This is a genomic window from Alteraurantiacibacter aquimixticola, assembly GCF_004965515.1.
GTDB classification, from domain to species: Bacteria; Pseudomonadota; Alphaproteobacteria; order Sphingomonadales; family Sphingomonadaceae; genus Alteraurantiacibacter; species Alteraurantiacibacter aquimixticola.
The window spans coordinates 38013-63709 of the sequence record NZ_SSHH01000001.1 but is presented as its reverse complement, the minus strand read 5'-3'; the positions used below and the strand labels follow the sequence as shown (position 1 = coordinate 63709).

23 protein-coding genes are annotated in these 25697 nt (G+C 64.9%); 20 read left to right on the top strand and 3 right to left on the bottom strand.

Features of this window, described 5'->3' with window-relative positions:
* Positions 1-117 precede the first annotated feature (117 nt).
* Genes E5222_RS00270 through E5222_RS00260 form a run of 3 tightly spaced genes read left to right on the top strand, consistent with a single transcriptional unit; the run spans position 118 to position 4219 of the window.
* Complete coding sequence (locus E5222_RS00270; protein WP_136691486.1) at positions 118-1674, top strand: tryptophan halogenase family protein; 1557 nt, start codon at positions 118-120, stop codon at positions 1672-1674.
* Positions 1671-3206: a tryptophan halogenase family protein gene (locus E5222_RS00265; RefSeq protein ID WP_136691485.1), complete on the top strand. Its 1536-nt coding sequence runs from the start codon at positions 1671-1673 to the stop codon at positions 3204-3206. Before E5222_RS00270 ends, E5222_RS00265 begins: the two co-directional genes overlap by 4 nt.
* Positions 3203-4219 (top strand): cupin-like domain-containing protein, encoded by a 1017-nt coding sequence (locus E5222_RS00260; RefSeq protein WP_136691484.1) that lies wholly within the window; start codon positions 3203-3205, stop codon positions 4217-4219. Before E5222_RS00265 ends, E5222_RS00260 begins: the two co-directional genes overlap by 4 nt.
* Positions 4220-4229: 10 nt before the next feature.
* Here E5222_RS00260 and E5222_RS00255 read toward each other — a convergent pair whose 3' ends face one another.
* The 3 genes from E5222_RS00255 to E5222_RS00245 form a co-directional block, all read right to left on the bottom strand.
* Complete coding sequence (locus E5222_RS00255) at positions 4230-5717, bottom strand: tryptophan 7-halogenase (RefSeq protein WP_136691483.1); 1488 nt, start codon at positions 5715-5717, stop codon at positions 4230-4232.
* Positions 5714-7237 carry a tryptophan halogenase family protein gene (locus E5222_RS00250; RefSeq protein ID WP_136691482.1) on the bottom strand — a complete coding sequence of 508 codons (1524 nt, stop codon included), beginning with the start codon at positions 7235-7237 and terminating at the stop codon, positions 5714-5716. The genes E5222_RS00255 and E5222_RS00250 overlap by 4 nt, the downstream gene beginning before the upstream one ends.
* Positions 7238-7331: 94 nt before the next feature.
* Positions 7332-8732, bottom strand: a complete 1401-nt coding sequence (locus tag E5222_RS00245; protein ID WP_136691481.1) for a sugar porter family MFS transporter — start codon at positions 8730-8732, stop codon at positions 7332-7334.
* A gap of 225 nt (positions 8733-8957) precedes the next feature.
* Here E5222_RS00245 and E5222_RS00240 point away from each other — a divergent pair, with 225 nt between their 5' ends.
* The 17 genes from E5222_RS00240 (at position 8958) to E5222_RS00170 (ending at position 25697) form a co-directional block, all read left to right on the top strand.
* Positions 8958-9353, top strand: a complete 396-nt coding sequence (locus E5222_RS00240) for a hypothetical protein (RefSeq protein ID WP_136691480.1) — start codon at positions 8958-8960, stop codon at positions 9351-9353.
* Positions 9354-9524: 171 nt separating this feature from the next.
* Complete coding sequence (gene cysD / locus E5222_RS00235) at positions 9525-10439, top strand: sulfate adenylyltransferase subunit CysD (protein WP_136691479.1); 915 nt, start codon at positions 9525-9527, stop codon at positions 10437-10439.
* On the top strand, positions 10439-12361 hold the full coding sequence (cysN, locus tag E5222_RS00230) for a sulfate adenylyltransferase subunit CysN (RefSeq protein WP_136691478.1): 1923 nt from the start codon (positions 10439-10441) through the stop codon (positions 12359-12361). The genes cysD and cysN overlap by 1 nt, the downstream gene beginning before the upstream one ends.
* Positions 12361-13110, top strand: coding sequence for a 3'(2'),5'-bisphosphate nucleotidase CysQ (locus E5222_RS00225; protein ID WP_136691477.1), 750 nt, complete (start codon positions 12361-12363; stop codon positions 13108-13110). The genes cysN and E5222_RS00225 overlap by 1 nt, the downstream gene beginning before the upstream one ends.
* Positions 13111-13189: 79 nt before the next feature.
* A complete protein-coding gene (locus E5222_RS00220) occupies positions 13190-14722 on the top strand; it encodes an acyl-CoA carboxylase subunit beta (protein WP_136691476.1) in 1533 nt (510 codons plus the stop codon).
* Positions 14723-15030: 308 nt separating this feature from the next.
* Positions 15031-15177 (top strand): hypothetical protein, encoded by a 147-nt coding sequence (locus tag E5222_RS16350; RefSeq protein WP_169053428.1) that lies wholly within the window; start codon positions 15031-15033, stop codon positions 15175-15177.
* A gap of 12 nt (positions 15178-15189) precedes the next feature.
* Positions 15190-15483 carry a GIY-YIG nuclease family protein gene (locus E5222_RS00215; protein WP_136691475.1) on the top strand — a complete coding sequence of 98 codons (294 nt, stop codon included), beginning with the start codon at positions 15190-15192 and terminating at the stop codon, positions 15481-15483.
* Positions 15484-15549: 66 nt separating this feature from the next.
* Positions 15550-15969, top strand: coding sequence for a methylmalonyl-CoA epimerase (gene mce / locus E5222_RS00210; RefSeq protein WP_136691474.1), 420 nt, complete (start codon positions 15550-15552; stop codon positions 15967-15969).
* Positions 15969-16748, top strand: a complete 780-nt coding sequence (locus E5222_RS00205) for an enoyl-CoA hydratase-related protein (RefSeq protein ID WP_136691473.1) — start codon at positions 15969-15971, stop codon at positions 16746-16748. The genes mce and E5222_RS00205 overlap by 1 nt, the downstream gene beginning before the upstream one ends.
* A gap of 1 nt (position 16749) precedes the next feature.
* Positions 16750-18978, top strand: coding sequence for a methylmalonyl-CoA mutase (gene scpA / locus E5222_RS00200; RefSeq protein ID WP_136691472.1), 2229 nt, complete (start codon positions 16750-16752; stop codon positions 18976-18978).
* Positions 18975-19184 carry a hypothetical protein gene (locus E5222_RS16345; protein ID WP_169053427.1) on the top strand — a complete coding sequence of 70 codons (210 nt, stop codon included), beginning with the start codon at positions 18975-18977 and terminating at the stop codon, positions 19182-19184. The genes scpA and E5222_RS16345 overlap by 4 nt, the downstream gene beginning before the upstream one ends.
* Before the next feature lie 2 nt (positions 19185-19186).
* The gene (locus tag E5222_RS00195; protein WP_136691471.1) at positions 19187-21193 is read left to right on the top strand and encodes an acetyl-CoA carboxylase biotin carboxylase subunit; all 2007 of its coding nucleotides are present in this window, start codon (positions 19187-19189) and stop codon (positions 21191-21193) included.
* 86 nt (positions 21194-21279) lie between these two features.
* Complete coding sequence (locus E5222_RS00190; protein WP_169053426.1) at positions 21280-22869, top strand: FAD-binding oxidoreductase; 1590 nt, start codon at positions 21280-21282, stop codon at positions 22867-22869.
* Positions 22866-23294: a c-type cytochrome gene (locus tag E5222_RS00185; protein WP_136691469.1), complete on the top strand. Its 429-nt coding sequence runs from the start codon at positions 22866-22868 to the stop codon at positions 23292-23294. Before E5222_RS00190 ends, E5222_RS00185 begins: the two co-directional genes overlap by 4 nt.
* Positions 23291-23692: a hypothetical protein gene (locus tag E5222_RS00180; protein WP_136691468.1), complete on the top strand. Its 402-nt coding sequence runs from the start codon at positions 23291-23293 to the stop codon at positions 23690-23692. The genes E5222_RS00185 and E5222_RS00180 overlap by 4 nt, the downstream gene beginning before the upstream one ends.
* Entirely contained in the window at positions 23689-25302 is a 1614-nt protein-coding gene (locus E5222_RS00175; RefSeq protein WP_136691467.1) for an FAD-binding oxidoreductase, read from the top strand. The genes E5222_RS00180 and E5222_RS00175 overlap by 4 nt, the downstream gene beginning before the upstream one ends.
* On the top strand, positions 25299-25697 hold the full coding sequence (locus E5222_RS00170; protein WP_136691466.1) for a c-type cytochrome: 399 nt from the start codon (positions 25299-25301) through the stop codon (positions 25695-25697). Before E5222_RS00175 ends, E5222_RS00170 begins: the two co-directional genes overlap by 4 nt.

Here is a 25697-nt window from a genome sequence, read left to right as displayed (position 1 = left end):
CACTTTTCATATCCAGCCAATCCGGCCTTGGCAAGGGGGTGCGGGCAAGACTAGGAAGAAAAGGCAATAAAAGGCGGATTTATACGCTGTATAGGGGTGGGGATAAGGGCTTCTGTTATGAATGGTAACGATATCACGAATGTGGTCATCGTTGGCGGCGGCACTGCCGGCTGGATGGCCGCGGCCGCGCTCTCGAAATATCTGGCCGATGGCCGGCGCCGCTTCACGCTGGTCGAATCCGATGCCATCGGCACGGTCGGCGTGGGCGAGGCGACGATCCCGCCGATCCGCAGCTTCAACCAGATGCTCGGCCTCGACGAAAACAAGTTCCTGCGGGAGACCAAGGGCACCTTCAAGCTCGGCATCGAATTCGTGAATTGGGGGAAGCAGGGTGACCGTTACTTCCATCCTTTCGGCGAGTACGGGCAGGATTTGCACGGCATCAGTTTCCACCAGCTATGGTTGCGCGAAGTGGCGCTCGGCGGGCAGGCGGGCGGCATCCACGAATATTCGATGAGCTCGATGGCGGCGATGATGGGGCGTTTCGGCCGCCCGGCCCCCGGCGCGCAATCGCTGGTCTCACAGATCTTCTACGCCTTTCATTTCGACGCAGGACTCTATGCCCGTTTCCTGCGCGGTGTGGCCGAGGGGCAGGGCACCGTGCGCCGCGAAGGCAAGGTCGCGCATGTCCATCGCGACAGCGAAAGCGGCGATGTCACCGCGATCGAGCTGGAAGGCGGCGAACGGATCGCGGGCGACCTCTTCATCGATTGCTCCGGCTTCCGCGGCCTGCTGATCGAGCAGGCGCTGGAAACCGGATACGAGGACTGGAGCCACTGGCTGCCGATGGACCGCGCCATCGCGCTGCCAACCTCGCTTCCCGCATCGCCCCCGCCTTTTACCCGCGCAACCGCGCATGGGGCGGGCTGGCAATGGCGCATCCCGCTGCAGCACCGCATGGGCAACGGCCATGTCTTCTCCAGCCAGTATATGGACAGCGAGGAAGCGACGCGCATCCTGCTCGACAATGTCGAGGGCGAACCGCAAGCGGAGCCGCGCGAATTGCGCTTCGTCACCGGCATGCGCAGCAAGGCGTGGAACCACAATGTGGTCTCGCTCGGCCTGTCCTCCGGCTTTATCGAGCCGCTGGAATCGACCAGCATCCACCTGATCCAGAACGGCATCCAGCGCCTGTTCGCCCTGTTCCCCGACAAGGCGATCAGCCCGGCGGAGCGCGACGAATATAATCGCGGCATGCGCGAGCTTTACGAGGATGTGCGCGACTTCATCATCCTCCACTACAAGGCCACTCAGCGCGACGACACGGCATTCTGGCGCTATGTCCGCGACATGGACGCGCCCGAAAGCCTGACGCGCAAGATGGAGCTGTGGCGCCTGCATGGCCGCGTCTTCCGCGAGAATGCGGAGCTTTTCGCCATGCCCAGCTGGATAGCGGTGATGCTAGGACAGAATATCTGGCCCCAGCGACACGATCCGATGGCCGACACGCTCGACCCCGACAAGGTCGCGGGCGCCATGGCGCAGATGCGCGCGGACTATCGCCGCACGGCCGAGGCGCTGCCGACGCAGGAGCAGTTCCTGCGCCAAGCGGGCGCGTGGGTGGGCGACGAGACTGCCTCCGGCATGGCCGCATCCGTGATGGCGCCCTCATGAGCGGACAGCCGATAACCCAGGTCGTGATCGTCGGCGGCGGCACCGCGGGGTGGATGGCGGCCGCCGCCATTTCGAAGATCATGGGGGCCTTTCCCGGCCTCTCGATCCGCCTGATCGAAAGCGAGGCGATCGGCACGGTCGGCGTGGGTGAGGCGACGATCCCGCAGATCAACCAGTTCAACAAGCTGCTGGGCGTGGACGAACGCGAATTCGTGCGCGAGACGCATGCGACCTACAAGCTGGGCATCGAATTCGTCGACTGGACGCGGCTGGGCGACCGCTATGTCCACCCCTTCGGTTTTTACGGCATCGACATGCTGGGGATCGAGTTCCACCACTTCTGGCTGAAGGGGCGGGAACTGGGCGATACCAGCAGGCTGGACGATTATTCGATCGGCGCGATGGCGGGCAAGGCGAACAAGATGTTCTGGCCCCAACCGGATCAGCCCAATTCGCCGCTCGCCCGCCTCGGCTATGCCTTCCAGTTCGATGCCAGCCGCTATGCTGGCTACCTCCGCAAGCTGGCGGAGAAGCAGGGTGTAACCAGGGTCGAGGGCCGCATAAACGGGGTCGAGCAGGACCCTGAGAGCGGACACGTGACCTCTGTAACGCTCGAGAATGACGAGAGCATTGCGGGCGAGCTTTTCATCGATTGTTCGGGCTTCCGCTCGCTGCTTTTGGGCCAGACATTGGAGGTTCCCTTCAACGACTGGAGCAAGTGGCTGCCCTGTGATCGCGCCGTCGCCATTCCCTGCACCAGCGCGGGCGATCGCGAGCCGCTGACCCGCTCCACCGCGCGGCCCGCCGGCTGGCAATGGCGCATCCCGCTGCAACACCGGATCGGCAACGGCCATGTCTATTCCAGCGCCTTTATGGAAGATGACGCGGCGATCGAACTGCTGCTCGCCAATCTCGACGGCGAGCCTCTGGCAGAGCCCAACCGGTTGCGTTTCACCGGCGGGCACCGGGCGAAGAACTGGGAGAAGAACGTCGTCGCTCTGGGGCTGGCGGGCGGCTTCCTCGAACCGCTCGAATCTACCGCGATCCACCTGGTGCAGGCGGGTATCGCGCGGCTGATGGCCTATTGGCCGACCACGGATTTCACCCCAACAGAAATCGCGCGTTTCAATGCGGAAACCGAGCGCGACTATGTCGATATCCGCGACTTCCTCGTCCTCCACTACAAGGCGACCGAGCGCGACGATTCCGAATTCTGGAACTATTGCCGCAATCTCGAACCGCCCGATGGTCTCAAGGACAAGCTGGAGATGTTCCGCTCCTCCGGAAGGGTAATCCGCGAGCATAACGAGCTGTTTACCGAGACGAGCTGGCTCTCGGTCATGGCTTGCCAGGGTGTGCAAGCCGGCGGCTATCACCCGGCAGCGGGGCTACTGCCCGATGCCGAACTGCTGCAGCGGCTTGGCCATGTGCGGCAGGTGATTAGCCAAGCGGTGAGCCAGATGCCGACGCAGGAGGAATTCCTCGCCAGCAATGGCAGCGCGATCGATCCCGGCCAGCGCATCACTGCATGAGCGATCTCGCCCGCCCGATGCCGATCACGGAAACCTCAAGCGCGCTTGATGCCGCGCGGCTGGCGGAAATCCGCGCGGCAGGTGAACCCATGGTCATTCGCGGCGCTAAGGCCGAATGGCCGGTGGTCCAAGCCGGGCGCAAGGGCGGCGCAGCAGTAGTCGCCTATCTCAAATCCATGGGCAGCGCGCGCCCCGTCTCCGCCATTGCCGCAGGGCCAGAGGAAGGCGGGCGCTTCTTCTACAATGAAGATATGAGCGGCATGAACTTCGTGCGCGGGCAGGGACGGCTCGACCTCTTCCTCGACGACTTGCTGCGCGCGGCCGAGATGGGCGATCCCCCGGCGCTGGCGGTGCAATCCGAAGTCATCCCGGAAATCATGCCCGGCTTCACGACCGCCAACGGCATGGATATCCTGCCGCAAGTGCAGCCGCGCATCTGGATCGGCAATGCGATCCGCGTCGCGCCGCATTACGACGTGAAGGAGAATATCGCGGTCTGCATTGCCGGGCGGCGGCGCTTCACGCTGTTTCCGCCCGAACAGATCGCCAATCTCTATCCCGGCCCGTTCGAGAGCACGCCTGCCGGAACGCCGGTCAGCATGGTGGACATGGCCGCCCCCGACACGGCGCGCTTCCCGCGCTTTGCCGAGGCGATGGAGCATGCGCGCGAGGCCACGCTGGAGCCGGGCGACGCGATCTACATCCCCTATTGCTGGTGGCACGGGGTGGAATCGCTCGATCCCGTCAGCGTGCTCGTCAATTACTGGTGGACCGAGGGCGCACCTGCCGGGGCGGGCGGGCCCTATGACGCGCTGCTCCATGCGTTGATGGCGATCCGCCCGCTGCCCGAAGACCAGCGCAAGGTCTGGCGCGACTGGTTCGATTATTACGTGTTCGAGACGAGCGGAGACCCCTCCGCCCACCTGCCGCCGCAGGCCAAGGGCGTGATCGGCCCGCCCGATCCGCAGCGCTTTGCCCAGATGCGCCAGATGTTGCGGCAGGTGCTCGGCTGAGCCCCGCCGGTCAGTACTGCAAGTCGCCTGCCATGCCTTGCGGCTGCGGGTTCAGCATCTGCGCCATGAATTGCTGATAGGGCGGCGCGAATTGCAGCGCGGCCTGCGCCTGCGCCTCGAAAGCCGCGCGCGCCGCATCGGCCTCTCGCGGGTCCTGCGCCAGCGATTGCGGCGTGGTGCCGGACGCAAAACCGAGCGCCGACAGCAGCGCGGTGTATTCCTGGTTGAGCAGCCCGCCCTCCTCACGGAAGGGCAGGCGGCCACGGCGGGTGAACTGGTCGAGCAAATGCGCCAGCGTCTCCGGCAAGGGCTGCTCGCCGAACACCGCCCGCGCGCGTGGCGCGGCATAATGCATCGCCAGCACGTCGCGCACATTCGCGGCCATCAGCGCGGCACGGCGGTTGAATTCGGCGCGTTCGAGCGGTTCGATCTGCGCGCCCGGTAGCATTTCGAGCAAGAGCATTAGTTGCCGATGGGCAAGGTCGAGATTGAGGTGGCCGAGCGGCTCGAATGTCGCCGCCGCATCGCCCAAAGCCACCACATTGCCGACCCAGGCTTGCGCCGCCGCGCCGGGCCGCACAGCAACCATCTCCGCCGGTTCGGCCTGCAACGCACGCAGGGCCGCATCCTCGGCCACGCCTTCCCCCAGGCCCATGGAGCCCTGCAACCCGTCGACGCCCGCGAATTCGAGCAGCCAGCCTTCGGGCAGCAATGAGAAGCGGTCCTCCAGCGCCAGCATCCCCTGTCCCGGCTTGCCGTAGAGCACGCGGCGCACGGGCAGGTACGCGCCCCAATCCGCGCGCCGCGCACCGGGCAGGGCGGAGAGCAGCCGCGCAGCAGGCCCGGAGCAATCGAGGAACAACTCCGCCTCGATCCGTCCCTGTCCCTCCACCGCGATGGCTGCGAGGCCACCCGCACCATCGGTCTCAAGCCCGGCAATCTGACCCTGCGCGTAGCTAATGCCCGCCTGCTGCGCCATGCCGACCAGCAGGTCGCGATAAGCCTGCATGTTCCAGCGCAGTGCATAGTCGATATCGTCGAGCGGCGTCGCCCGGTCGCCCGGCGGCACGGCGAAGCGCCCCGCATTGGCGAGCACTTCAGCAAGCGATCCGGGCGCGGCCTTCCCGCCATCGCGCTCACCGCCACCCCATTCGCTGGCAAAGCGCGTGCGCAGCTTCGGATCGACCTGCGCGCCATGCGGCATGGCGCCGCTCCGCCCCTCCTCACCCCAGCCGAAATAGCGAGACACCAGGCGGTGGCTGCCCGCCGCCTTCTGCACGATCAGCCCCTCGTCCACGCCCAGCCGGTCATGCAGCCGGTTGCTTGTTGGGAGCGCGGTGGCGGCACGGTCGGCAAAGGCGGCGGGATCGCCCGGCAGGCCGAGCACGACCACCTCGCAATCGGGCAGGGCGCGGCGCAGCGCCAGCGCGGCGATGACGCCGACCTGCCCTGCACCGGCGATGCAGATCCGGCGCAAGCGCTGGCGTGCTTCGCTCATGCCGCTTGCGCCAATCGCGCGGCTTCGCGCGTCAGGTAATCGACATGGCCGGGCATGGCGGCGACATGCGCGTCGATCTCCCGCTGCAGCCGCTCCATCGCGCCCGCCACGCGCTGCGGATCGGGCAGCGAGACGCGGCTGTCATGCGCTTCGGGCAAGAGCCCCTGGCCGAGATAGACCGCCATCCAGCTGACATCGTAAAACAGGCCTTCTGAATATTTCTCGATCCGGCCTGTACGCTTCCACAGCTCCAGCTTGTCCGCCAGCGTATCGGGCACCTGCATGGTGCGGACATGGTTCCAGAAGTCGGAATCATCGCGCGTGGTGGCGTTGTAGTGCAGGATCAGGAAGTCGCGGACGCGGTCATATTCCATGTCCACCAGCCGGTTGAATTCGTCGCGGTCGCGCGGGTCGATCCGGCCATCGGTGGGGAACAGCTCGATCAGGTAAGTGATCGCCATCTGCGCGAGATAGATCGAGGTGGATTCGAGCGGCTCCAGGAAGCCGCTCGCCAGCCCCACGCCGATGACGTTGTGGCTCCACGATTTGGTGCGGCGGCCGGGGCGGAATTTGAGGATGCGGGGATCGGCCAGCGGGTCACCCTCGGCCGAATTGCGGATCGCCTCGCAGGCCTCGTCCTCGCCGATATGCGCGCTGGAAAAGACATAACCATTGCCCATGCGGTGCTGCAGCGGGATCTGCCAGCGCCAGCCCGCCGGCATGGCGGTGGCGATGGTATAGGGGCGGATGTCGCTGGTCCGGTGGGTGCAGGGCATGGCCGCCGCACGGTCGCAGGGCAGCCAATGCGTCCAGTCGTCCCACGCCTCCTCCAGTTCCTGCCCCAGCAGCAGCGAGCGGAAGCCCGAGCAATCGACGAACAGCTCGCCCTCGATCCGCCGCCCGTCCTTGAGAATGAGCGCGGTGACATCGCCGCTTTCCGGATCGCGCTCGACTTCGGTTACCAGCCCTTCATGCCGCGTCACACCATTGGCGGTGCCGAATTCGCGCATGAAGGGGCCGAACAGCGTCGCATCGAACTGGTAGGCATAGCCATAGGTGGAGCCGAGGCTGCTATCCTCTGACGGGGGCGCGAAGCGGTTGGCGCGGCAGGCGGCGACAGCCAGCGAATAGGTCCCAAGCTCGGCGGCGAGGCCCTGGCGCTGCAATTCGAGCCAGTAGTGATGGAAGCCGATGCCGCCCACATCCTCGCCAAATGTGCCGAAGGGGTGGATGTAGCTTTCGCCCACGCGGCCGAAGTCACGGAAATCGATGCCCAGCTTGTAGGTCGCATGCGTGGCCTTCATGAAAGCCGCCTCGTCGATCCCCAGCCGCTCCACGAAGCCGCGAATATGCGGCAAGGTGGCCTCGCCTACGCCGACGATGCCGATGTCCTGGCTCTCGATCAGCGCGACCGTGCACAGGCCGGGGAGCATCCGGACGAGCCCCGCCGCAGTCATCCAGCCGGCAGTGCCGCCGCCCAGCACGACCACGCGCAATTTCGGCTGAGTCTCTCCCGTCATTGCTTGCATCCTAACAGCAAGGGGCCGGAAACGGCCAAGACCGTCCCGACCCCCATGCATCTCCCCGCGGAGTTACCGGTACGCGGGAAGAGGATCAGCCTTCCATCTCCTCCAGTTCCTTGCCCTTCGTCTCCTTGATGAGAGTCTTGACGAGGAAGATGCTGATGACTGCCGCAGCAGTGTACATTGCATAGACGGGGGCCAGACCAAGCCCGCTCGCCATGGAGGGGAAGCTCTGTACGACGAGGTAGTTCGCACCCCATTGCGCCAGGCCCGCCACGGCGAGTGCCGATCCGCGCATCTGGTTGGGGAACATCTCGCCCAGCATCACCCACATCACCGGACCCCAGCTGAAGTTGAAGAAGATGACATAGAGATTGGCCGCAACCAGCGCGGTCCAGCCTGCTGTCTCGCCCAAGGCAAGGTTGCCCGAGGCATCGGTCGCCGCGCCGGAAAAGGCCCATGTCATCGCGCCCAAGGTCACCGCCATGCCGACCGATCCGATCAGCAGCAGCGGCTTGCGGCCGATACGGTCGATTAGGACCAGCGCGGCCAGCACGGCAGCGATGGATACGACGCCGGAAATGATGTTGCGCTCCAGCGCCACTTCCTCCGACACGCCGGCGAGGCGCCACAAGGTCTCGCCATAATAGAAGATGATGTTGATGCCGACGAATTGCTGGAAGGTCGCCAGCATGATGCCCGCCCACACGATCGGGCGGAAACCGGTGCCCGGCGCAGTCACGTCGGACAGGCGCGGACGGTGATCCTTGGAGAAGCTCGCGCGGATCTCGCCGATCTTGCGGATCGCTTCTTCCTCCCCGAACAGGCGAGTGAGCACGATCTTGGCCTCCGCCTCGCGCCCACGGCTGACGAGGTAGCGCGGGCTTTCAGGGATGAAGAACAACGCGACCAGGAAGATCACCGCAGGAACCGCCTGCGCCAGGTACATCCAGCGCCACGCCTGCGTGCCGCCGATCTCGCCCAGCGAATTGCCTGCCGATTGCGCGAGGAAATAGTTCACCACGAAAGCGGCGGTGAGGCCGGTGATGATCATCACCTGCTGCACCGTGGTCAGGCGCCCGCGAATATTCGCCGGGGCGACTTCGGAAATATAGAGCGGGGAGAGCACCGATGCCGCGCCCACCGCCATGCCGCCAGCAAAGCGGGCGATCACGAACAGCGTGTGACTCTCCGTCCAGCCCTGCACCAGCGCGCCAACCACGAACAGCATCGCGGCGATGATCATCACCGTGCGCCGCCCGACAGCATCGGCCAGCCTTCCGGCGAAGAAAGCGCCGACCGCGCAGCCGATCAGCAGCGAGCCGACGGTAAAGCCCAGCGCCGCTTCGCTGAGGCCGAATTCCTCGGTCAAGCCGCCCTGCGTGCCATTGACGGCACCGCTATCGTATCCGAACAGAAGCCCGCCGATGGTGGCCACAGCCACGATCGCGGAGATCAGCGCCATATTGACGCTCTTCGCACTGCTTTCCATTGTTCCCCTCTCCCATCCGGTTCTCAGGCGACCGGCGACCCTTTTATGGTAGCGCTACCTTGAACCGATTCTCCAGCATGTGCAAGCGGCTTTGCAACGCCATTGCAGCCTGCGCCCGATTTGTACGGGAAGCACCCCCATGGCCCTGTTAGAAATGCCTTTTCCACGCGGACGATATGGTAAAGTCTTCGAATCGCAACACGTGAACGGACCGAATCAGCCGCCATGATTTTTGCCAAGCGCTCGCACACGCTGCTCTTTGCCGGCGGCATTCTGATCCTGGGCCTGCTGTTCGGCAGCGAAAGGGTGACGGAGATTCTCACCGACGGCTTCGAGCGCGAAGCGGCTTCCGCGGACGAGCCTGCCGAAGAGAGCGACGGCGACGCGCCTGCCACCGAAAGCGAGGCGGAAGAAGACGGCGGGCAGGACTTCCCCGATGACGAGGAAATCGTCACCGACTGGGTCGAGCCCGACCTGATCGGCGAGCCTACCTTGTCGACCGACCCCGATGTGCTGGAGGGAGACGCCGCACCCGGCCCCGCAGGAGAGATCGACCCGCCATCTCCCCCGGCCGAGATCGAGCCGGTTCCCTACAATGACGGCTTTGTGGAATTCGAATAATGGCAGCTCCATGCTTTCGCCGGGCAATGTCCCGCGATGAAAGTTGCAATGGCCCCGGCCATAGATAGGATTGCTTCCATCCTGTCCCGCCATCTGCCAATGCGCGTGGCGACGGGCGCAATTGCGCCTTTGCAGCCGTAAGTCGATGGAAGTCACCACAGCAATTCTCTTATGACCAAGACCCTCACGCATCTCGAACGGCTTGAGGCCGAGAGCATCCACATCATGCGCGAAGTGGTGGCCGAGGCCGAGAACCCAGTGATGCTCTATTCGATCGGCAAGGACAGCGCGGTAATGCTGCACCTCGCCAAGAAGGCCTTTTATCCTTCGCCGCCGCCCTTCCCGCTGCTGCATGTGGACACCACCTGGAAGTTTCAGGACATGTATGCCCTGCGCGAAAAGAGCGCGCGCGACGCCGGGATGGACCTGCTCGTCTACCAGAACCCGGAGGCGAAGGAGCGCGGGATCAATCCCTTCGAGCACGGCCCGCTGCATACCGATATGTGGAAGACCGAGGGGCTGAAGCAGGCACTCGACAAATACGGTTTCGATGCCGCTTTCGGCGGCGCGCGCCGCGACGAGGAGAAGAGCCGCGCGAAGGAGCGCATCTTCTCCTTCCGCACCGCCACCCATGGCTGGGACCCGAAGAACCAGCGGCCCGAACTGTGGAACCTCTACAACGCGCGCAAGAAGAAGGGCGAGAGCATCCGCGTCTTCCCGCTCTCCAACTGGACCGAGCTCGACATCTGGCAATACATCATGGCCGAGAATATCGAGATCGTGCCACTCTATTTCGCCGATGAACGGCCCACTTTCGAGCACGAAGGCGGCCTGTTCATGGCCGACGATATCGAGCGGCTGGAAAAGGTCATGGGCAGGAAGCCCGAGATCACCATGCGCAAGGTTCGTTTCCGCACGCTTGGGTGCTTCCCGCTGACTGGCGCGGTGGAGAGCGAGGCGGCGACGCTGTCGGAAGTGGTGCAGGAAATGCTGCTCACCACCACCAGTGAGCGGCAGGGCCGCGTGATCGACAAGGATGGCGGTGACGCCTCGATGGAGAAGAAGAAGCAGGAGGGCTATTTCTGATGGCCGACGCTCCGACCGCCGATCCGGTCTACCAGACCGACGCCCTCATCGCCGAGGATATCGAGGCCTATCTCGATACGCACCAGAACAAGACCATGCTGCGCTTCATCACCTGCGGCAGCGTGGATGACGGCAAGAGCACGCTTATCGGGCGGCTGCTCTACGATTCCAAGATGATCTTCGAGGACCAGCTGGCCGCCCTCGAAAATGACAGCAAGCGCGTGGGCACGCAGGGGCAGGAGATCGACTTCGCCCTGCTGGTGGACGGCCTCGCAGCGGAGCGCGAACAGGGCATCACCATCGATGTCGCCTATCGCTTTTTCGCGACCGAGAAGCGCAAGTTCATCGTCGCCGATTGTCCGGGGCATGAGCAGTATACCCGCAACATGGTCACCGGTGCCTCGACCGCCGACCTCGCCGTGATCCTGATCGATGCGCGCAAGGGCGTGCTGGTGCAGACGCGCCGCCACAGCTTCCTCTGCCACCAGCTGGGCATCCGCAACATCGTGCTGGCGGTGAACAAGATGGACCTGATCGATTACGACCAGGCCAGGTTCGATGCGATCGTCGCCGAATACAGCGCCTTTGCCCAGGAAATCGGGATCGAGAACTTCGTCGCCATGCCGATCTCCGGCATCAAGGGCGACAATATCACCGGCAAGTCCGCCAACACGCCGTGGTATGACGGCCCGCCACTGGTCGAGCATCTCGAAACGGTCGAGATCAATGCGACACGCGCGCTGGAGCAGCCCTTCCGCATGCCGGTGCAATGGGTGAACCGCCCCAATCTCGACTTCCGCGGCTTTTCCGGCCTCGTCTCCACCGGCTCGATCAAGCCGGGCGACGCGGTGCGCGTGCTGCCTTCGGGCCGCACCAGCACGGTGAAGTCGATCGTCACCTTCGATGGCGAGCAGGAAGAGGCGCAGGCCGGCCAGTCCGTCACCATCACCCTTGCCGACGAGATCGACTGTTCGCGCGGCAATGTCCTCGCCGCCGCCGATGCGCCGCCGCAGGTCTCCGACCAGTTCGAAGCGACCGTGGTGTGGATGGATGACGATGCGCTGGTGCCGGGCCGCGGCTACTGGCTGAAGCTGGCCAGCCAGATGGTCTCCGCCACCGTGGCCGAGCCGAAATACGAGATCAACGTCAACACGATGGACCATCTCGCGGCCAAGACGCTGGAGCTGAATTCCATCGGCGTGGCCGAAGTCACCACCGACAAGCCGCTGGTGTTCGAACCCTATGCCGAAAACCGCGCGCTGGGCGGCTTCATCCTGGTCGACAAGATCACCAATCACACGGTCGGCGCGGGAATGCTGCATTTCAGCCTGCGCCGCGCACAGAACGTGCATTGGCAGCCGACCACCGTCAGCCGCGAGGATCATGCGAACCTGAAGAACCAGAAGCCGCTGGTGCTTTGGTTCACGGGCCTTTCCGGATCGGGCAAGTCGACCATCGCCAACGAAGTGGAGCAGGGGCTGGCGCGGATGAACCGCCACACCTTCCTGCTCGATGGCGACAACGTCCGTCACGGCCTCAACAAGGATTTGGGCTTTACCGAAGCGGACCGGATCGAGAATATCCGCCGCATCGGCGAGGTGGCGAAGCTGATGGCGGATGCCGGCCTGATCGTGCTGACCGCCTTCATCAGCCCCTTCCGTGCGGAGCGGCAGATGGTGCGCGACATGCTGCCCGATGGCGAGTTCATCGAGGTCTTCGTGGATACTCCGCTGGAAGTGGCCGAAGCGCGCGACGTGAAGGGCCTCTACAAGAAGGCGCGCGAAGGGCAGCTGAAGAACTTCACCGGGATCGACAGCCCCTACGAAGCGCCGGAGAACCCGGACATCACCGTCAACACGGTGGAGATGAGCCCATCCGAGGCGGCCGATCACATCATCCGCAAGATCATCTCGCTGATCTGATGGCGGGTGAGACGATGACCGATGCCGAGCTTGCTGCGGCGCTGGCGGAGGCTGCAGGCAAGATCCTGTGCGACGTCCGCGCCTCCGGCCTGATCACCGGCAAGGCTTTGGGCAAGGCGGGGGACGAGACGGCTAACCAGTTCCTCGTCCATGCTCTCAAGCAGCAACGCCCCGATGACGGGCTGCTGTCGGAGGAGAGCAAGGACACCGCTGAGCGCCTCTCGAAAGAGCGCGTGTGGATCATCGATCCCGTAGACGGCACGCGCGAATATGGCGAGGAGCGGACCGACTGGGCGGTGCATGTCGCGCTCGCCATTGGCGGCAAGCCGGAGATCGGCGCGGTCGCCCTGCCCGGCCTCGACCTCGTCCTGCGTACCGACCAGCCGCAGCTCCTCCCTCCCGCAGCCGACAAGCCGCGCCTCGTGGTCAGCCGCACCCGGCCCGCTCCCGAAGCGGTGGCCGTGGCCGAAAAGATCGGCGGTGAGCTCGTCGGCATGGGCAGCGCCGGGGCCAAGGCCATGGCGGTCGTGCGTGGCGAGGCGGAGATATACCTTCATTCGGGCGGGCAATATGAATGGGACAGCTGCGCCCCTGCCGCGGTGGCGCTGGCGCATGGCCTGCATGTCTCGCGCATCGACGGTTCGCCGATGGTCTACAACCAGCAGGACACCTGGCTGCCCGACCTCCTGATCTGCCGCCCCGAATGGGCAGAGCGGGTGCTGGCGGAAGTGGCCAAGCTCCCCGCCTGACGCGCCCCCTCCAACAGGCCCCGCTTGCCGCTGGGCCGCATGCGTTCTACCCCTTGGCATCGCAATGCAGGGAGAGTGCATGTCCGCCAACATACCTGAACTCGAAAGACGCCGCGCGGCGGCCAAGCTGGGCGGCGGCGAGAAGCGCATTGCCGCGCAGCACGCCAAGGGCAAGCTGACCGCGCGCGAGCGGCTGGACGTGCTGCTCGACGAAGGCAGTTTCGAGGAGCTCGACATGTATGTCGAGCATGACTGCGTGGATTTCGGCATGCAGGAGCAGAAGGTTCCCGGCGATGGCGTGGTGACCGGCTCCGGCACGATCCATGGGCGGCTGGTCTATGTCTTTTCGCAGGACTTCACCGTCTTCGGCGGATCGCTTTCCCGCCGCCATGCGCAGAAGATCCTCAAGGTGATGGACATGGCGATGAAGGTCGGCGCGCCGATCATCGGCCTCAATGACAGCGGCGGCGCGCGCATCCAGGAAGGCGTGGCCAGCCTTGGCGGCTATGCCGAGGTGTTCCAGCAGAACGTCCTCGCGAGCGGAGTCATCCCGCAGATCAGCCTCATCATGGGCCCCTGCGCGGGCGGCGCGGTCTACTCGCCCGCCATGACCGACTTCATCTTCATGGTGAAGGACAGCTCCTACATGTTCGTCACCGGCCCCGAAGTGGTGAAGACCGTCACCAACGAGGTGGTGACGCAGGAGGAGCTGGGCGGCGCCATCACCCACACCACCAAGACCGGCGTTGCCGATATCGCTTTCGAGAACGACCTCGAAGCGCTCACCGCCACGCGCGAATTCGTTGCCTATTTGCCCAGCGACAACCGCTCGGGCGTTCCCGAATTGCCCTGCGATGATCCGTGGGACCGGCAGGAGGACAGCCTCGACACGCTGGTCCCCGCCAATGCCAACCAACCCTATGACATGCAGGAGCTGGTGCAGAAGGTCCTCGACGACGGCGAGTTCTTCGAGGTCCAGCCCGCCCATGCGGGCAATATCCTCACCGGTTTCGGCCGGGTGGAGGGGCGCACGGTGGGTGTGGTGGCGAACCAGCCCATGGTGCAGGCGGGCGTGCTCGACATCAATGCCAGCCGCAAGGCCGCGCGCTTCGTGCGCTTCTGCGATGCCTTCTCCATCCCCATCGTCACTTTCGTGGACGTGCCCGGCTTCCTGCCCGGCACCGCGCAGGAGCATGACGGCATCATCAAGCACGGCGCCAAGCTGCTCTTCGCCTATGGCGAGGCGACCGTGCCCAAGATCACGGTGATCACCCGCAAGGCCTATGGCGGGGCGTACGACGTGATGGCCTCAAAGCATTTGCGCGGAGATTTGAACTACGCTTGGCCCACCGCCGAAATCGCCGTGATGGGCGCAAAAGGCGCGGTGGAGATCATCTTCCGCAAGGACCGCGACGACCCGGGCAAGATCGCCGCCAAGACCAAGGAATATGAAGACCGCTTCGCCAACCCCTTCGTCGCCGCCGCGCAAGGCTATATCGACGACGTTATCTACCCCCACTCCACCCGCCGCCGCATCGCGCTGGGCCTGAGGAAGCTCAGGAACAAGCAGCTGGCGAACCCGTGGAAGAAGCATGATAATTTGCCGTTGTGATGGACAAGCGCCGATCCGACTTTCGCTACGTTGTGTTCTTGTCGCTAACATTTGCCGTCGCGCTTCTAGCGATTTTTGACCCATTTGGGATCACGTCGCCATCGAGACGCACCCTCGCCGGTCTGGTGCTTGGACCGATGTTATTCTGGTACGGAGTGCGTGGTTGGAGGAAGGGGTACTTCCCCGAACTCTCGCGGAGTTCCCGCCAAGAGAGTGCTGCCCAGTTCTGGTTCTGCTTGGCGATCTTTCTTGGAGTGGGATTCCTGATTACGACTTTGGGACTGCGAACCCTCTTTGCGAGTTAAGATATGAACCTCGGCCCCCTCAACCATGTCGGCGTCGCCACGCCCTCCATCCCCGCCGAACTCGTCATTGCGAGCGAAGCGAAGCAATCCAGGGCGGCTCTGCACCACTCTGGATTGCCGCGCGGCTTCGCCGCTCGCAATGACGCGTAGTGGACAGGGCGCATGAGACGGCCAGCGGTCTACATCATGGCAAACAAGCGCAATGGCGCGATCTACACCGGCGTCACTTCGAATCTTCCGCAGCGCGTGTGGCAGCATCGGGAAGGCGCGGCCGACGGGTTCACGAAGCGATACAACTGCAAGCTGCTGGTCTGGTATGAGCGGCACGAAACAATGGAAGCGGCCATCCTGCGCGAGAAGCAGGTCAAGGCAGGGTCGCGGAAGAGGAAACTGGCGTTGATAGAGGCAATGAACTCTCAGTGGCGCGATTTGTTCGAGGATATCGCACATGGATAGGACTGGACTGGATTGCCGCGTCCCCCGGAACAAGTCCGGGGTCCTCGCAATGACGGGAAGAGGCAAATGAAACTCGGCCCCCTCAACCACGTCGGCGTCGCCACGCCCTCCATTCCCGCCAGCATCGCCTTTTGGCGCGACGTGATGGGCGCGACCACAATCCACGAACCCTTCGACCTGCCCGAACAGGGCGTGCGCGTGTGCTTCGTCGATACGCCCAATTCGCAGATCGAATTGCTCGAGCCGCTGGGGGAGAATTCTCCCATCGCGAAGTTCCTCGAGAAGAACCCGCTCGGCGGGCAGCATCATTTGTGCTTCGAAGTGCCCGATATCGAGACCGCGCGCACGGAGTTCGAGGCGCAGGGCAAGCGCATACTCGGCCCCACGCGCATCGGTGCGCATGGCACGCCGGTCTTCTTCCTCCACCCGAAGGACATGGGGGGTGTCCTCACCGAAATCATGGAAACGCCGAAGGAACACCCCTGATGCCTGACCCCCTTGTCCAGATCGCTAGTGACGGTCCCGTCACCACCCTCACCCTGTCGAACCCCGACCGGCTGAACGCCCTCTCGCCCGCCATGCTCGATGCCTTGCGCGAAGGGATGGCGGAGGCCGTCGCCAATGGCGCGCGGGCGCTGGTGCTGACTGGGGAGGGGCGCGCCTTTTCCTCCGGCGCGGATTTGCAGGGGGACGGCACGGCCTTTCCCGACGATCTCGGCGCGCTGCTCGATGCGCATTACAACCCGCTCGCCCGCGCCATGGCGGAGCTGCCCGTGCCGCTTGTCAGCGCGGTCAACGGCCCGGCGGTGGGCGCGGGGATGGGCTTTGCGCTTTCCGGCGATATCGTTGTGGCGGCGCGCTCGGCCTATTTCATGCTCGCATTCGCCAATATCGGGCTGGTGCCCGATGCGGGGGCGAGCTGGGTGGTCGCCCGATCGGTCGGCCGCGCGCGGGCGATGGAGCTGGCGCTGCTGGGCGAGCAACTCTCCGCAGAGGATGCGCTGGCCATGGGCCTCGTCACCCGCGTGGTGGATGACGAGGCTGTGCTGGCCGAAGCACAAGCGCTCGCCGCGCGCCTTGCCGCAGGGCCCACGCTGGCACTGGGCCTGATCCGCAAGCAGATGGCCGCCGCGCTCGACACCGGCTTTTCCGACATGCTCGACGTCGAACGCGCCAACCAGACCAAGGCCGGCCGCAGCGAGGATTTCCGCGAGGCAGTGGTGGCCTTCGCCGCCAAGCGCAAGCCGGACTTCAAGGGCCGCTGATATGGCCGACAAGGCAGAGTGGCAGGCGAAGGCCGACAAGGAAGTGAAGGGCCGCGACCTCACCTGGCATACGCCGGAGGGGATTGCGGTGCAGCCGCTCTACACGGCGGAGGATGCGGAAGAGCTTGATCCCGGCCTGCCCGGTGTCGCCCCCTTCACGCGCGGCCCCTATGCCAGCATGTATGCGGGCCGCCCGTGGACGATCCGGCAATATGCGGGCTTCTCCACCGCCGAGGAATCGAACGCCTTCTATCGCCGCAACCTCGCCGCCGGGCAGAAGGGCCTGTCGGTCGCTTTCGACCTCGCCACCCATCGCGGATATGACAGCGACCATCCGCGCGTACTGGGCGATGTCGGCAAAGCGGGCGTCGCTATCGATACGGTGCGCGACATGGAGATATTGTTCGACGGCATCCCGCTGGACGAGATGTCCGTCTCCATGACCATGAACGGCGCGGTGATCCCGGTGATGGCCTTCTACATCGTCGCGGCGGAGCGGCAGGGGGTCAGCCAGGAGCAGCTTTCGGGGACCATCCAGAACGACATCCTGAAGGAGTTCATGGTCCGCAACACCTATATCTACCCACCTGAACCCAGCATGCGGATCGTCAGCGATATCATCGCCTATACCTCCGCGCATATGCCGCGTTTCAACTCGATCTCGATCAGCGGCTATCACATGCATGAGGCGGGTGCGACGGCGGTGCAGGAGCTCGCCTTCACCATTGCCGACGGCAAGGAATATGCGCGCCGCGCCATGGCTGCGGGCCTCGATATCGATGCCTTCGCGCCGCGCCTGTCCTTCTTCTGGGGCATCGGGATGAATGTCTTCATGGAAGTCGCCAAGATGCGCGCGGGCCGCAAGCTGTGGCACGATGTGATGGCGGGGCTGGGCGCCAAGTCCGACAAGTCCAAGATGCTGCGCACCCATTGCCAGACGTCCGGCGTCTCGCTGCAGGAGCAGGACCCCTACAACAATATCATCCGCACCACGGTGGAAGCGATGGCCGCCGTGCTGGGCGGCACCCAGAGCCTGCACACCAATTCCTTCGACGAGGCGCTGGCGCTACCCACCGACTTCTCGGCCCGCATCGCGCGCAACACGCAGCTGATCCTGCAGGAGGAAAGCGGCATCACCCATGTCGCCGATCCGCTCGGCGGCAGCTACTATGTCGAAAGCCTCACCGCTGCGTTGGTGGAGGAGGCCGAAAAGCTGCTCGCCGAAGTCGAGGAAGCGGGCGGGATGACCGCCTATGTCGCCAGCGGCAAGCCCAAGGCGGCGATCGAGGAAGCCGCGGCAGCGCGGCAGGCGAAGGTCGACCGGGGCGAGGCGGTGATCGTCGGCGTGAACAAGTATCGCCTGTCCGAAGAGGCCGAGATCGACACGCTCGATGTCGATAACCACGCTGTGCGGCAAGGGCAGGTCGAACGGATCGGGCGCGTGCGTGCTGCGCGGGACGAGGCGGCAGTGCGGGCGGCGCTGGCGGCGCTCACCAATGGCGCGCGTGCTTCGACAGGCTCAGCACGAACGGACCTTGGCGATAGCACCCCTGCAACACCCGCTCAGCCTGAGCCTGTCGAAGGCCACGCCCCCACGCTCGAAACCAATCTCCTCGCCCTCGCGGTGGAGGCCGCGCGCGCCGACGCGACTTTGGGCGAAATCTCCGCCGCGATGGAGGAGGTGTTCGGCCGCTACGACACCGTGCCCAAGCCGGTCACCGGCGTCTACAAACAGGCCTATGCAGGCGATGCGCGCTACGCGCAGGTTGTCGCGGGCGTGGAGGCGGTGGCCGCAAGGCTGGGCCGCAAGCCCAAGCTGCTGGTCGCCAAGATGGGACAGGACGGCCACGATCGCGGCGCCAATGTGATCGCCGGGGCCTTCGCCGGAATGGGCTTCGACGTGGTGCCCGGCCCTCTTTTCCAGACGCCCGAGGAAACACGCGACCTCGCACTGACTGAAGGCGTCGATGCGGTGGGCGTCTCCACCCTCGCCGCCGGACACAAGACGCTGATCCCCGAACTGATCGGCCTGCTACGCGATGCCGGTCGCGCCGATGTCAAGGTCGTCGCCGGCGGCGTGATCCCGCCGCGGGACCACGACTTCCTGCGCGACGCGGGTGTGCAGGGGATCTACGGCCCGGGCACCAATGTGGTGGAGGCGGCAGCGGATATGTTGCGGCTATTGGGGCACAATATGCCGCCGGTGGGAGATGGCGAGGTGACGGAATGAACGGCGGCAAACTAATTGCAGCAAGCTGGTTCACCTTCGCTGTTACCGTGATCTTTGGAGCACTATGGGCGTTCAGCAATATGGGCGACTGCCAGCGCGGGTTTGACTGCCAGCGTTCAGCATGGATCGACATCGTAATCGTTGCTCTAGCCGTCGTGACTTGGTGCTCCGGCATAGTCGCAATTCGTCGCTGGAAGAGAGACTAGCTTTGTTCTCCAAAATCCTCATCGCCAATCGCGGGGAAATCGCCTGCCGCGTGATCACCACGGCGCGCCGCATGGGCATCGCCACCGTCGCGGTCTATTCGGATGCCGATGCGCTCAGCCCGCATGTGGCGATGGCGGATGAGGCGGTGCATATCGGGCCCTCGCCTGCCGCCGAAAGCTATCTCCTCGCCGAGACAATCATCGCCGCCTGCAAGGAGACCGGGGCCGAAGCCGTGCATCCGGGCTATGGCTTCCTCTCCGAACGCGCCAGCTTTGTCGAAGCGCTGGAGGCGGCGGGGATCGCCTTCATCGGGCCGCCCGCCAAGGCCATCGCGGCGATGGGCGACAAGATCGAGAGCAAGAAGATCGCCCAGGAAGCGGGTGTGAATATAGTCCCCGGCTTCGTCGGTGAAATCGCCGATACGGAACATGCTGTCGAGATTTCGAACCAGATCGGCTACCCGGTGATGATGAAGGCCAGCGCGGGTGGCGGCGGCAAGGGCATGCGCCTCGCTTGGTCGGAGCAGGACGTACGCGAAGGCTTCGAAAGCGTGCAGCGCGAGGGGCTCAACTCCTTCGGCGACGACCGTGTCTTCATCGAGAAATTCATCGAGGACCCGCGCCATATCGAGATCCAAGTGCTGGGCGACAAGCACGGCACCACGCTCTATCTCAACGAGCGCGAATGTTCGATCCAGCGCCGCCACCAGAAGGTGGTGGAGGAAGCCCCCAGCCCCTTCGTCACGCCGCAAATGCGCAAGGCCATGGGCGAACAGGCGGTCGCGCTGGCCAAGGCTGTCGGATATCACTCCGCAGGCACGGTGGAGCTGATCGTCAGCGGGGCCGATCCGACAGGCGAGAGCTTCTACTTCCTCGAAATGAACACCCGCCTGCAGGTGGAGCATCCGGTGACCGAGGCGATCACCGGGATCGACCTCGTCGAACAGATGATCCGCGTCGCGGCGGGCGAGAAGCTGGCCCTGACGCAGGAGGATATCGGCATCGATGGCTGGGCGATCGAAACCCGCGTCTATGCCGAGGACCCCTATCGCGGCTTCCTGCCCAGCATCGGGCGGCTGGTGCGCTATGCGCCGCCCGTCCAGCCTTGGAGCGGCGACCTGCGCGGCACGGATGGCGTGCGCGTGGACGATGGCGTGGCCGAAGGCGGCGAGGTGTCGATGTTCTACGACCCGATGATCGCCAAGCTCGTCACCTGGGCCCCGACGCGCGACGAAGCCGCCGCCCTGCAGGTCGAGGCGCTCGACAGCTTCGGGATCGAAGGACCGGGGCACAATGTCGATTTCCTCTCCGCCCTGATGCAGCATCCCCGCTTCCGTTCGGGCGATCTCACCACCGGCTTCATCGCCGAGGAATATCCTGAGGGCTTCACCGGCGCTCCCGCCAGCGAAGACCAGCTGCGCGCCATTGCCGCCATCGCCGCGGGCATGGAGTTCACAAGGCAGGCACGCGCCAACAAGACCAGCGGCAAGATCGACGGCCCGGCCCCGCTCACCAGCGACTGGGTGGTGTGGAATGACGGCCAGCAATACCGCGTAAGCCTGGGCGAAGGCCATGCGCTGGTGGACCAGCAGCGCATTGAAGGCACTTGCGACTGGCAGCCGGGCATGCGGCAGGCCACCGCAACCGGAAACGGCCTGACCATGGGTCTGCAGGTCGCACGCCGCCGCAATCGCTGGACCATCGCCACGCATGGCCGCCGCCACGAGGTCCGCGTGCTGCCCGCAAGGCTTGCCGACTACACGCAGCACATGATCGAAAAGGTGCCGCCGGACACCTCCAAGATGCTCATCTGCCCCATGCCCGGCCTGCTGGTCGCGCTGCATGTGGCGGAGGGTGATGCCGTCCACCCCGGCCAGCCGCTCGCCACGGTCGAAGCGATGAAGATGGAGAACATCCTGCGCGCCGGGAAATCGGGCACGATCGCGCGCATCGCCTTTTCGGTAGGCGACAGCCTCGCCGCCGATATGGTGATCCTCGAACTCGAGTAGCCCGCGACGAGACAATCGGGCGCATTGCCCCACCGCTGGACGCCACTTATACACCCGTATGAATTGCGATGAGGGAGAGACAATTCATGGCCACACCGCCCAATATGAGCGCTGCGGATTTCGCCGACGGGCTTTCCGCCATGCGCTCCGCCGTCGGCGCGGACTGGGTGTTCGACCAGCCGGCCGATCTCAACACCTATCGCGACTTTTACTCGGTCCTGTGGGGCGAGCCTGAGGAAAAGGTCGCCAGCGCCGCTGTGGCCCCCGCCAATGTGGAGGAGGTACAGCAGGTCGTCCGCATCGCCAATGAACGGCGCATCCCGATCTATCCGATCTCCACCGGGCGCAATCTCGGCTATGGCGGTTCGGCCCCGGTGCTGTCGGGCAGCGTGGTTCTGGACCTCAAGCGCATGAACCGCGTGATCGAGGTGAATGAGGACAATTGCTCCTGCCTCGTCGAACCGGGCGTCTCCTTCTTCGACATGTACCGCCATTTGCAGGAAAGCGGCTCCAAGCTGATGATGTCGGTGCCCGATCCGGGCTGGGGCTCACTGGTCGGCAATGCGCTCGATTCAGGCGGCGGCTATACCGTGCAGGGCTATCGCGGGCATTTCGAGGCGGTCTGCGGGATCGAGGCGGTGATGGCCGATGGCGAGCTTTTCCGCACCGGTATGGGCGCACTGCCCGGCAGCGAGACCTGGCAGCAATATCGCATGGGGATCGGCCCCTGCATGGACGGGCTGTTCCGCCAGAGCACGCTGGGCGTCGTCACCAAGATGGGCTTCTGGATGTTCCCGCGGCCCGAGGCATGGCTTTCCGCCAGCGTCAGCGTGATGCGATACGAGGATCTCGAAGAGCTGGTCCGCATCGCCAATGAACTGGAATATGGCAATATCTTCAACGGCATGCCGGGCTTCAGCTCACCCGTGCTGACGCAAGGCAATCCGATCGTCATGGCCATGGTGCCCGATGCTGCGGAAATGAACCGCATGGTGGAAGAAAGCGGCATTCCCGCCTGGAGCTTCTCGCCCAATTTCTATGGCCCAGAGAAAGTCATCCGGGCGCAGTGGGAATATGTGCAGTCGCGCTTTGCCCATATCCCCGGCGTGCGCTTTGCCGAACAGAGCTTCGTCGACCTGCCGATCAGTGCCGAGGATATGGAGCGCATCCACAAGCCGCGCTTCGGCATTCCCTCGCTCGAAATCTTCAATGTCGGATCGCGCGGCTATGGCGATTTCAATCCCAGCGACGGGCATATCTGGTTCTCCGCCGTGATACCGCGATCGGGCAAGGGCATTATCGATGCCAACCGCGTGATGCGCCGCGAATGCGAGCGGCTGGGGCTGGACCTGTTCATGTTCGCCCCCGCCGTCACCTGCTGGACGCGCAGCTTCGTCCTCTTCGCCGCCGTGCCGGTCTACAAGGACCCCGCCCGCAACCAGCATTTGCGCGAGGCCGTGCGCGAGATCATCGACATTTGCGCCGAGCATGGCTGGGGCGAATATCGCTGCCCGCCCGCCTTCATGGACGATGTGATGGGCGCCTACAGCTTCGGCGACCACAAGCTGCGCCGCGTGAACGAGGCGATCAAGGACGCGCTCGATCCCAATGGCATCCTGTCCGCCGGCCGCTATGGTGTCTGGCCGAAGCATCTGCGCGAAGGGAGGGGAGCATGAGGCTGCTGCTGGCGAGTGCCGCCTTGCTTGCCGCCGGTGTCGGCGCGGTCGCCGCGCAGGATGCGGTGCGCACGGGTCCCGCCGCGCCCGAGCTGGCGGAGGGCAAGGCCGTCTACGCCCATTGGTGCGCACCCTGCCATGCGGCCGAGCCGAGCCTGCCGGGCACCATGTCGCTTGCCGCCAAGTATGACGGCTCGGACATTCCCGCCGCGCTGGAGGACCGCACGGATCTTTCCGCGCCGGTGATCGGCGTGTTCGTGCGCAATGGCGTCGCCTGGATGCCGCCTTTCCGCCCGACCGAGATTTCCGATGCCGAGCTGGCGCAGCTCTCAGCCTATCTCACCGCCCCACTGGAAGATCGCGGCGCGCACACGCCCTTGCTGGCGGACGAGATGGTGCAACTTCATGGGGGAAGTAGCGAATGATTACCCGCCGCGACCTGATCAAATGGGGCATGGTCGCCCCCGCGCTTGCCGCCGGATCGCAGGCCGCCTTTGCCGCCGCACCGCAGGGCCTCGACGCGCTGCTGGTGGATGAGCGCTTCCCGTTCGATGACGCGCCGCTCCATGCCGGGGTTCCGGTGATGCGCTTTGCGGGCGATGTCACGCGCGTGTGGTACGAAGTGCTCGATGCGCGCTGGCGCGAGCGTGGCTTCGTGCTGGGCGGGATCACCGGGTCGGATGCGCTGTTCGTGCTGGAAACACTTGCTACCCACCAGGGCCGCCGCGTGGTCACCCGTACGCCGTTGGCAGAGCCCGATGCGCGCGGTGTCGCGCCGGTCAGCTGGGTCATCGCTCCGCATCATCCGAGCGTTGCCGCATGAGCCTATTGCCGCCGGATATGGACGAGGCGGGCTTTGCCGCCTTCCTCGAAGAATTGCGCGGCACGGTCGGTGCGGACTGGGTGTGGTCGGGAGAGGCGGACATGTTCCCCTATCGCGACAGCTTCAGCCCCGTCTGGAACACGGGCGAGGAACGCCATGCCAGCGCCGCCGTCGCGCCGGAGAACGTGGAGCAGGTCAGCGAAGTGGTGCGAATCGCCCGCCGCCACCGCGTGCCGCTCTTCCCGATCTCGACCGGCAAGAACTTTGGCTATGGCGGCCCTTCGCCGAATGTGAACGGCTCGGTCGTGCTCGATCTCAAGCGCATGAACCGCGTGATCGAGGTAAATGAGGAGCGCGCCTATTGCCTGGTGGAACCAGGCGTCTCCTATTTCGACCTCTATCGCGAAATCCAGGAGCGCGGCCTCAAGCTGATGCTCGATTGCCCCGATCCCGGTTGGGGCTCGCCGGTCGGCAACTCGCTGGAACGCGGTGTCGGCTACACCATGCCGCATTTCCGCGACCATTTCGGCGCGCATTGCGGGATGGAAGTGGTGCTGCCCGATGGCGAGGTGATGCGCACCGGCATGGGTGCGCTGCCCGGCTCCGACACCTGGCAGGAATACCCTTACGGCTTCGGACCGGACCCGGCGGGCCTGTTCGCGCAAGGCAATTTCGGCGTGGTGACCAAGATGGGTTTCCGCCTGCTGCCGCTGCCCGAATATTACCGCAGCGCCCTTATCACCGTGCCGCGCCGGCGCGACTTCGTGAAGCTGGTGAACCATGTGAACTACCTGTCCGACAGCGGGCTGATTGGGGAGGTCGAATATGGCTCGCCCCTCTCCGCGCTGATGGGCAATGCGGATTTCATGGCGCTGGCAACCAGGACCGGCGGCCCCTCCGATGCGGAAATGGATGCGGCGGCGAGCGATGCGGGCCTGCATAACTGGCAGGTGGAACTGCAATTCTTCGGCCCTGAAAAGGCGACGCTCGAAAACTGGCACTATGCCAAGGATCGCATCCTTTCGGACATTCCCGGCGCGGCGAGCTTCGAAGGCGACCACTTCCCGATGCCTGCCACCGAAGAGCAGCTGAACAACACCACCCAGCCCTGGCAGACCAGCATCAAGCGCCGCCGATCCTTGGGCGTGCCCAGCCTCGGCGCGTGGAAGATCGTGCGTGACGACGGCCATGTCGGCTTCTTCCCCGTCCTCCCGCGTACGGGTGAGGCGGTGTTCGAGGTGCAGCGCGTGCTGGGCGATGCGATGAAGGAATTCCCGACGCTGCCGCCCTTCTTCAACGCGCTGACCACTCCGCTATTCTGGCACACGCATACCTTCCAGATGGTCTTCGCGCCCAGCATCAAGCATGACGATCCCGCGCATAATGCGATCACCCATGCGGCGATGAAGAAATGCGTCGCGGTTGCTGCCGAACATGGCTGGGGCGACTATCGCGCCGCACCGATCTATCAGGATGACGTGGCGGGCACCTACAGCTTCAACAACCACATATTGCGCCGCTTCCACGAGCAGCTGAAGGATGCGATTGACCCCGATGGCATCATCGCTCCGGGCCGCGGCGGGATCTGGCCGCGGAGGTTCCGAGCATGAGCATAAGGCTGACCCTCGGCACACTGGCCGCCTCCACCCTCCTCCTCGGCGTCGCCGCCGCGCGAGAGCCGGTGCGCGATATCGAGCGGGCGGACCTGCCCGGACAGCAAGTCTTCGCCCGGCAATGCGCCCCCTGCCACGGCACCGGGCCCGGCGATGACGGCTCTCCGATGCTGCCGGGCACCGCCGCGCTCGCCGCGAAATATGAGGGCGCGCTTCCTGCCGCGCTTGAACTGCGCAGCGACCTCTCCGCACCGGTGCTCACGCTATTCGTGCGGCGCGGCAGCGGAGCCATGCCGATGTTCCGCAAGGCCGAGCTGACCGATGCGCAGATCGAGGAGCTCGCCGCCTATCTCGCGGCCACGGCAGCCCTGAACACGCCCGCAACGGACTAA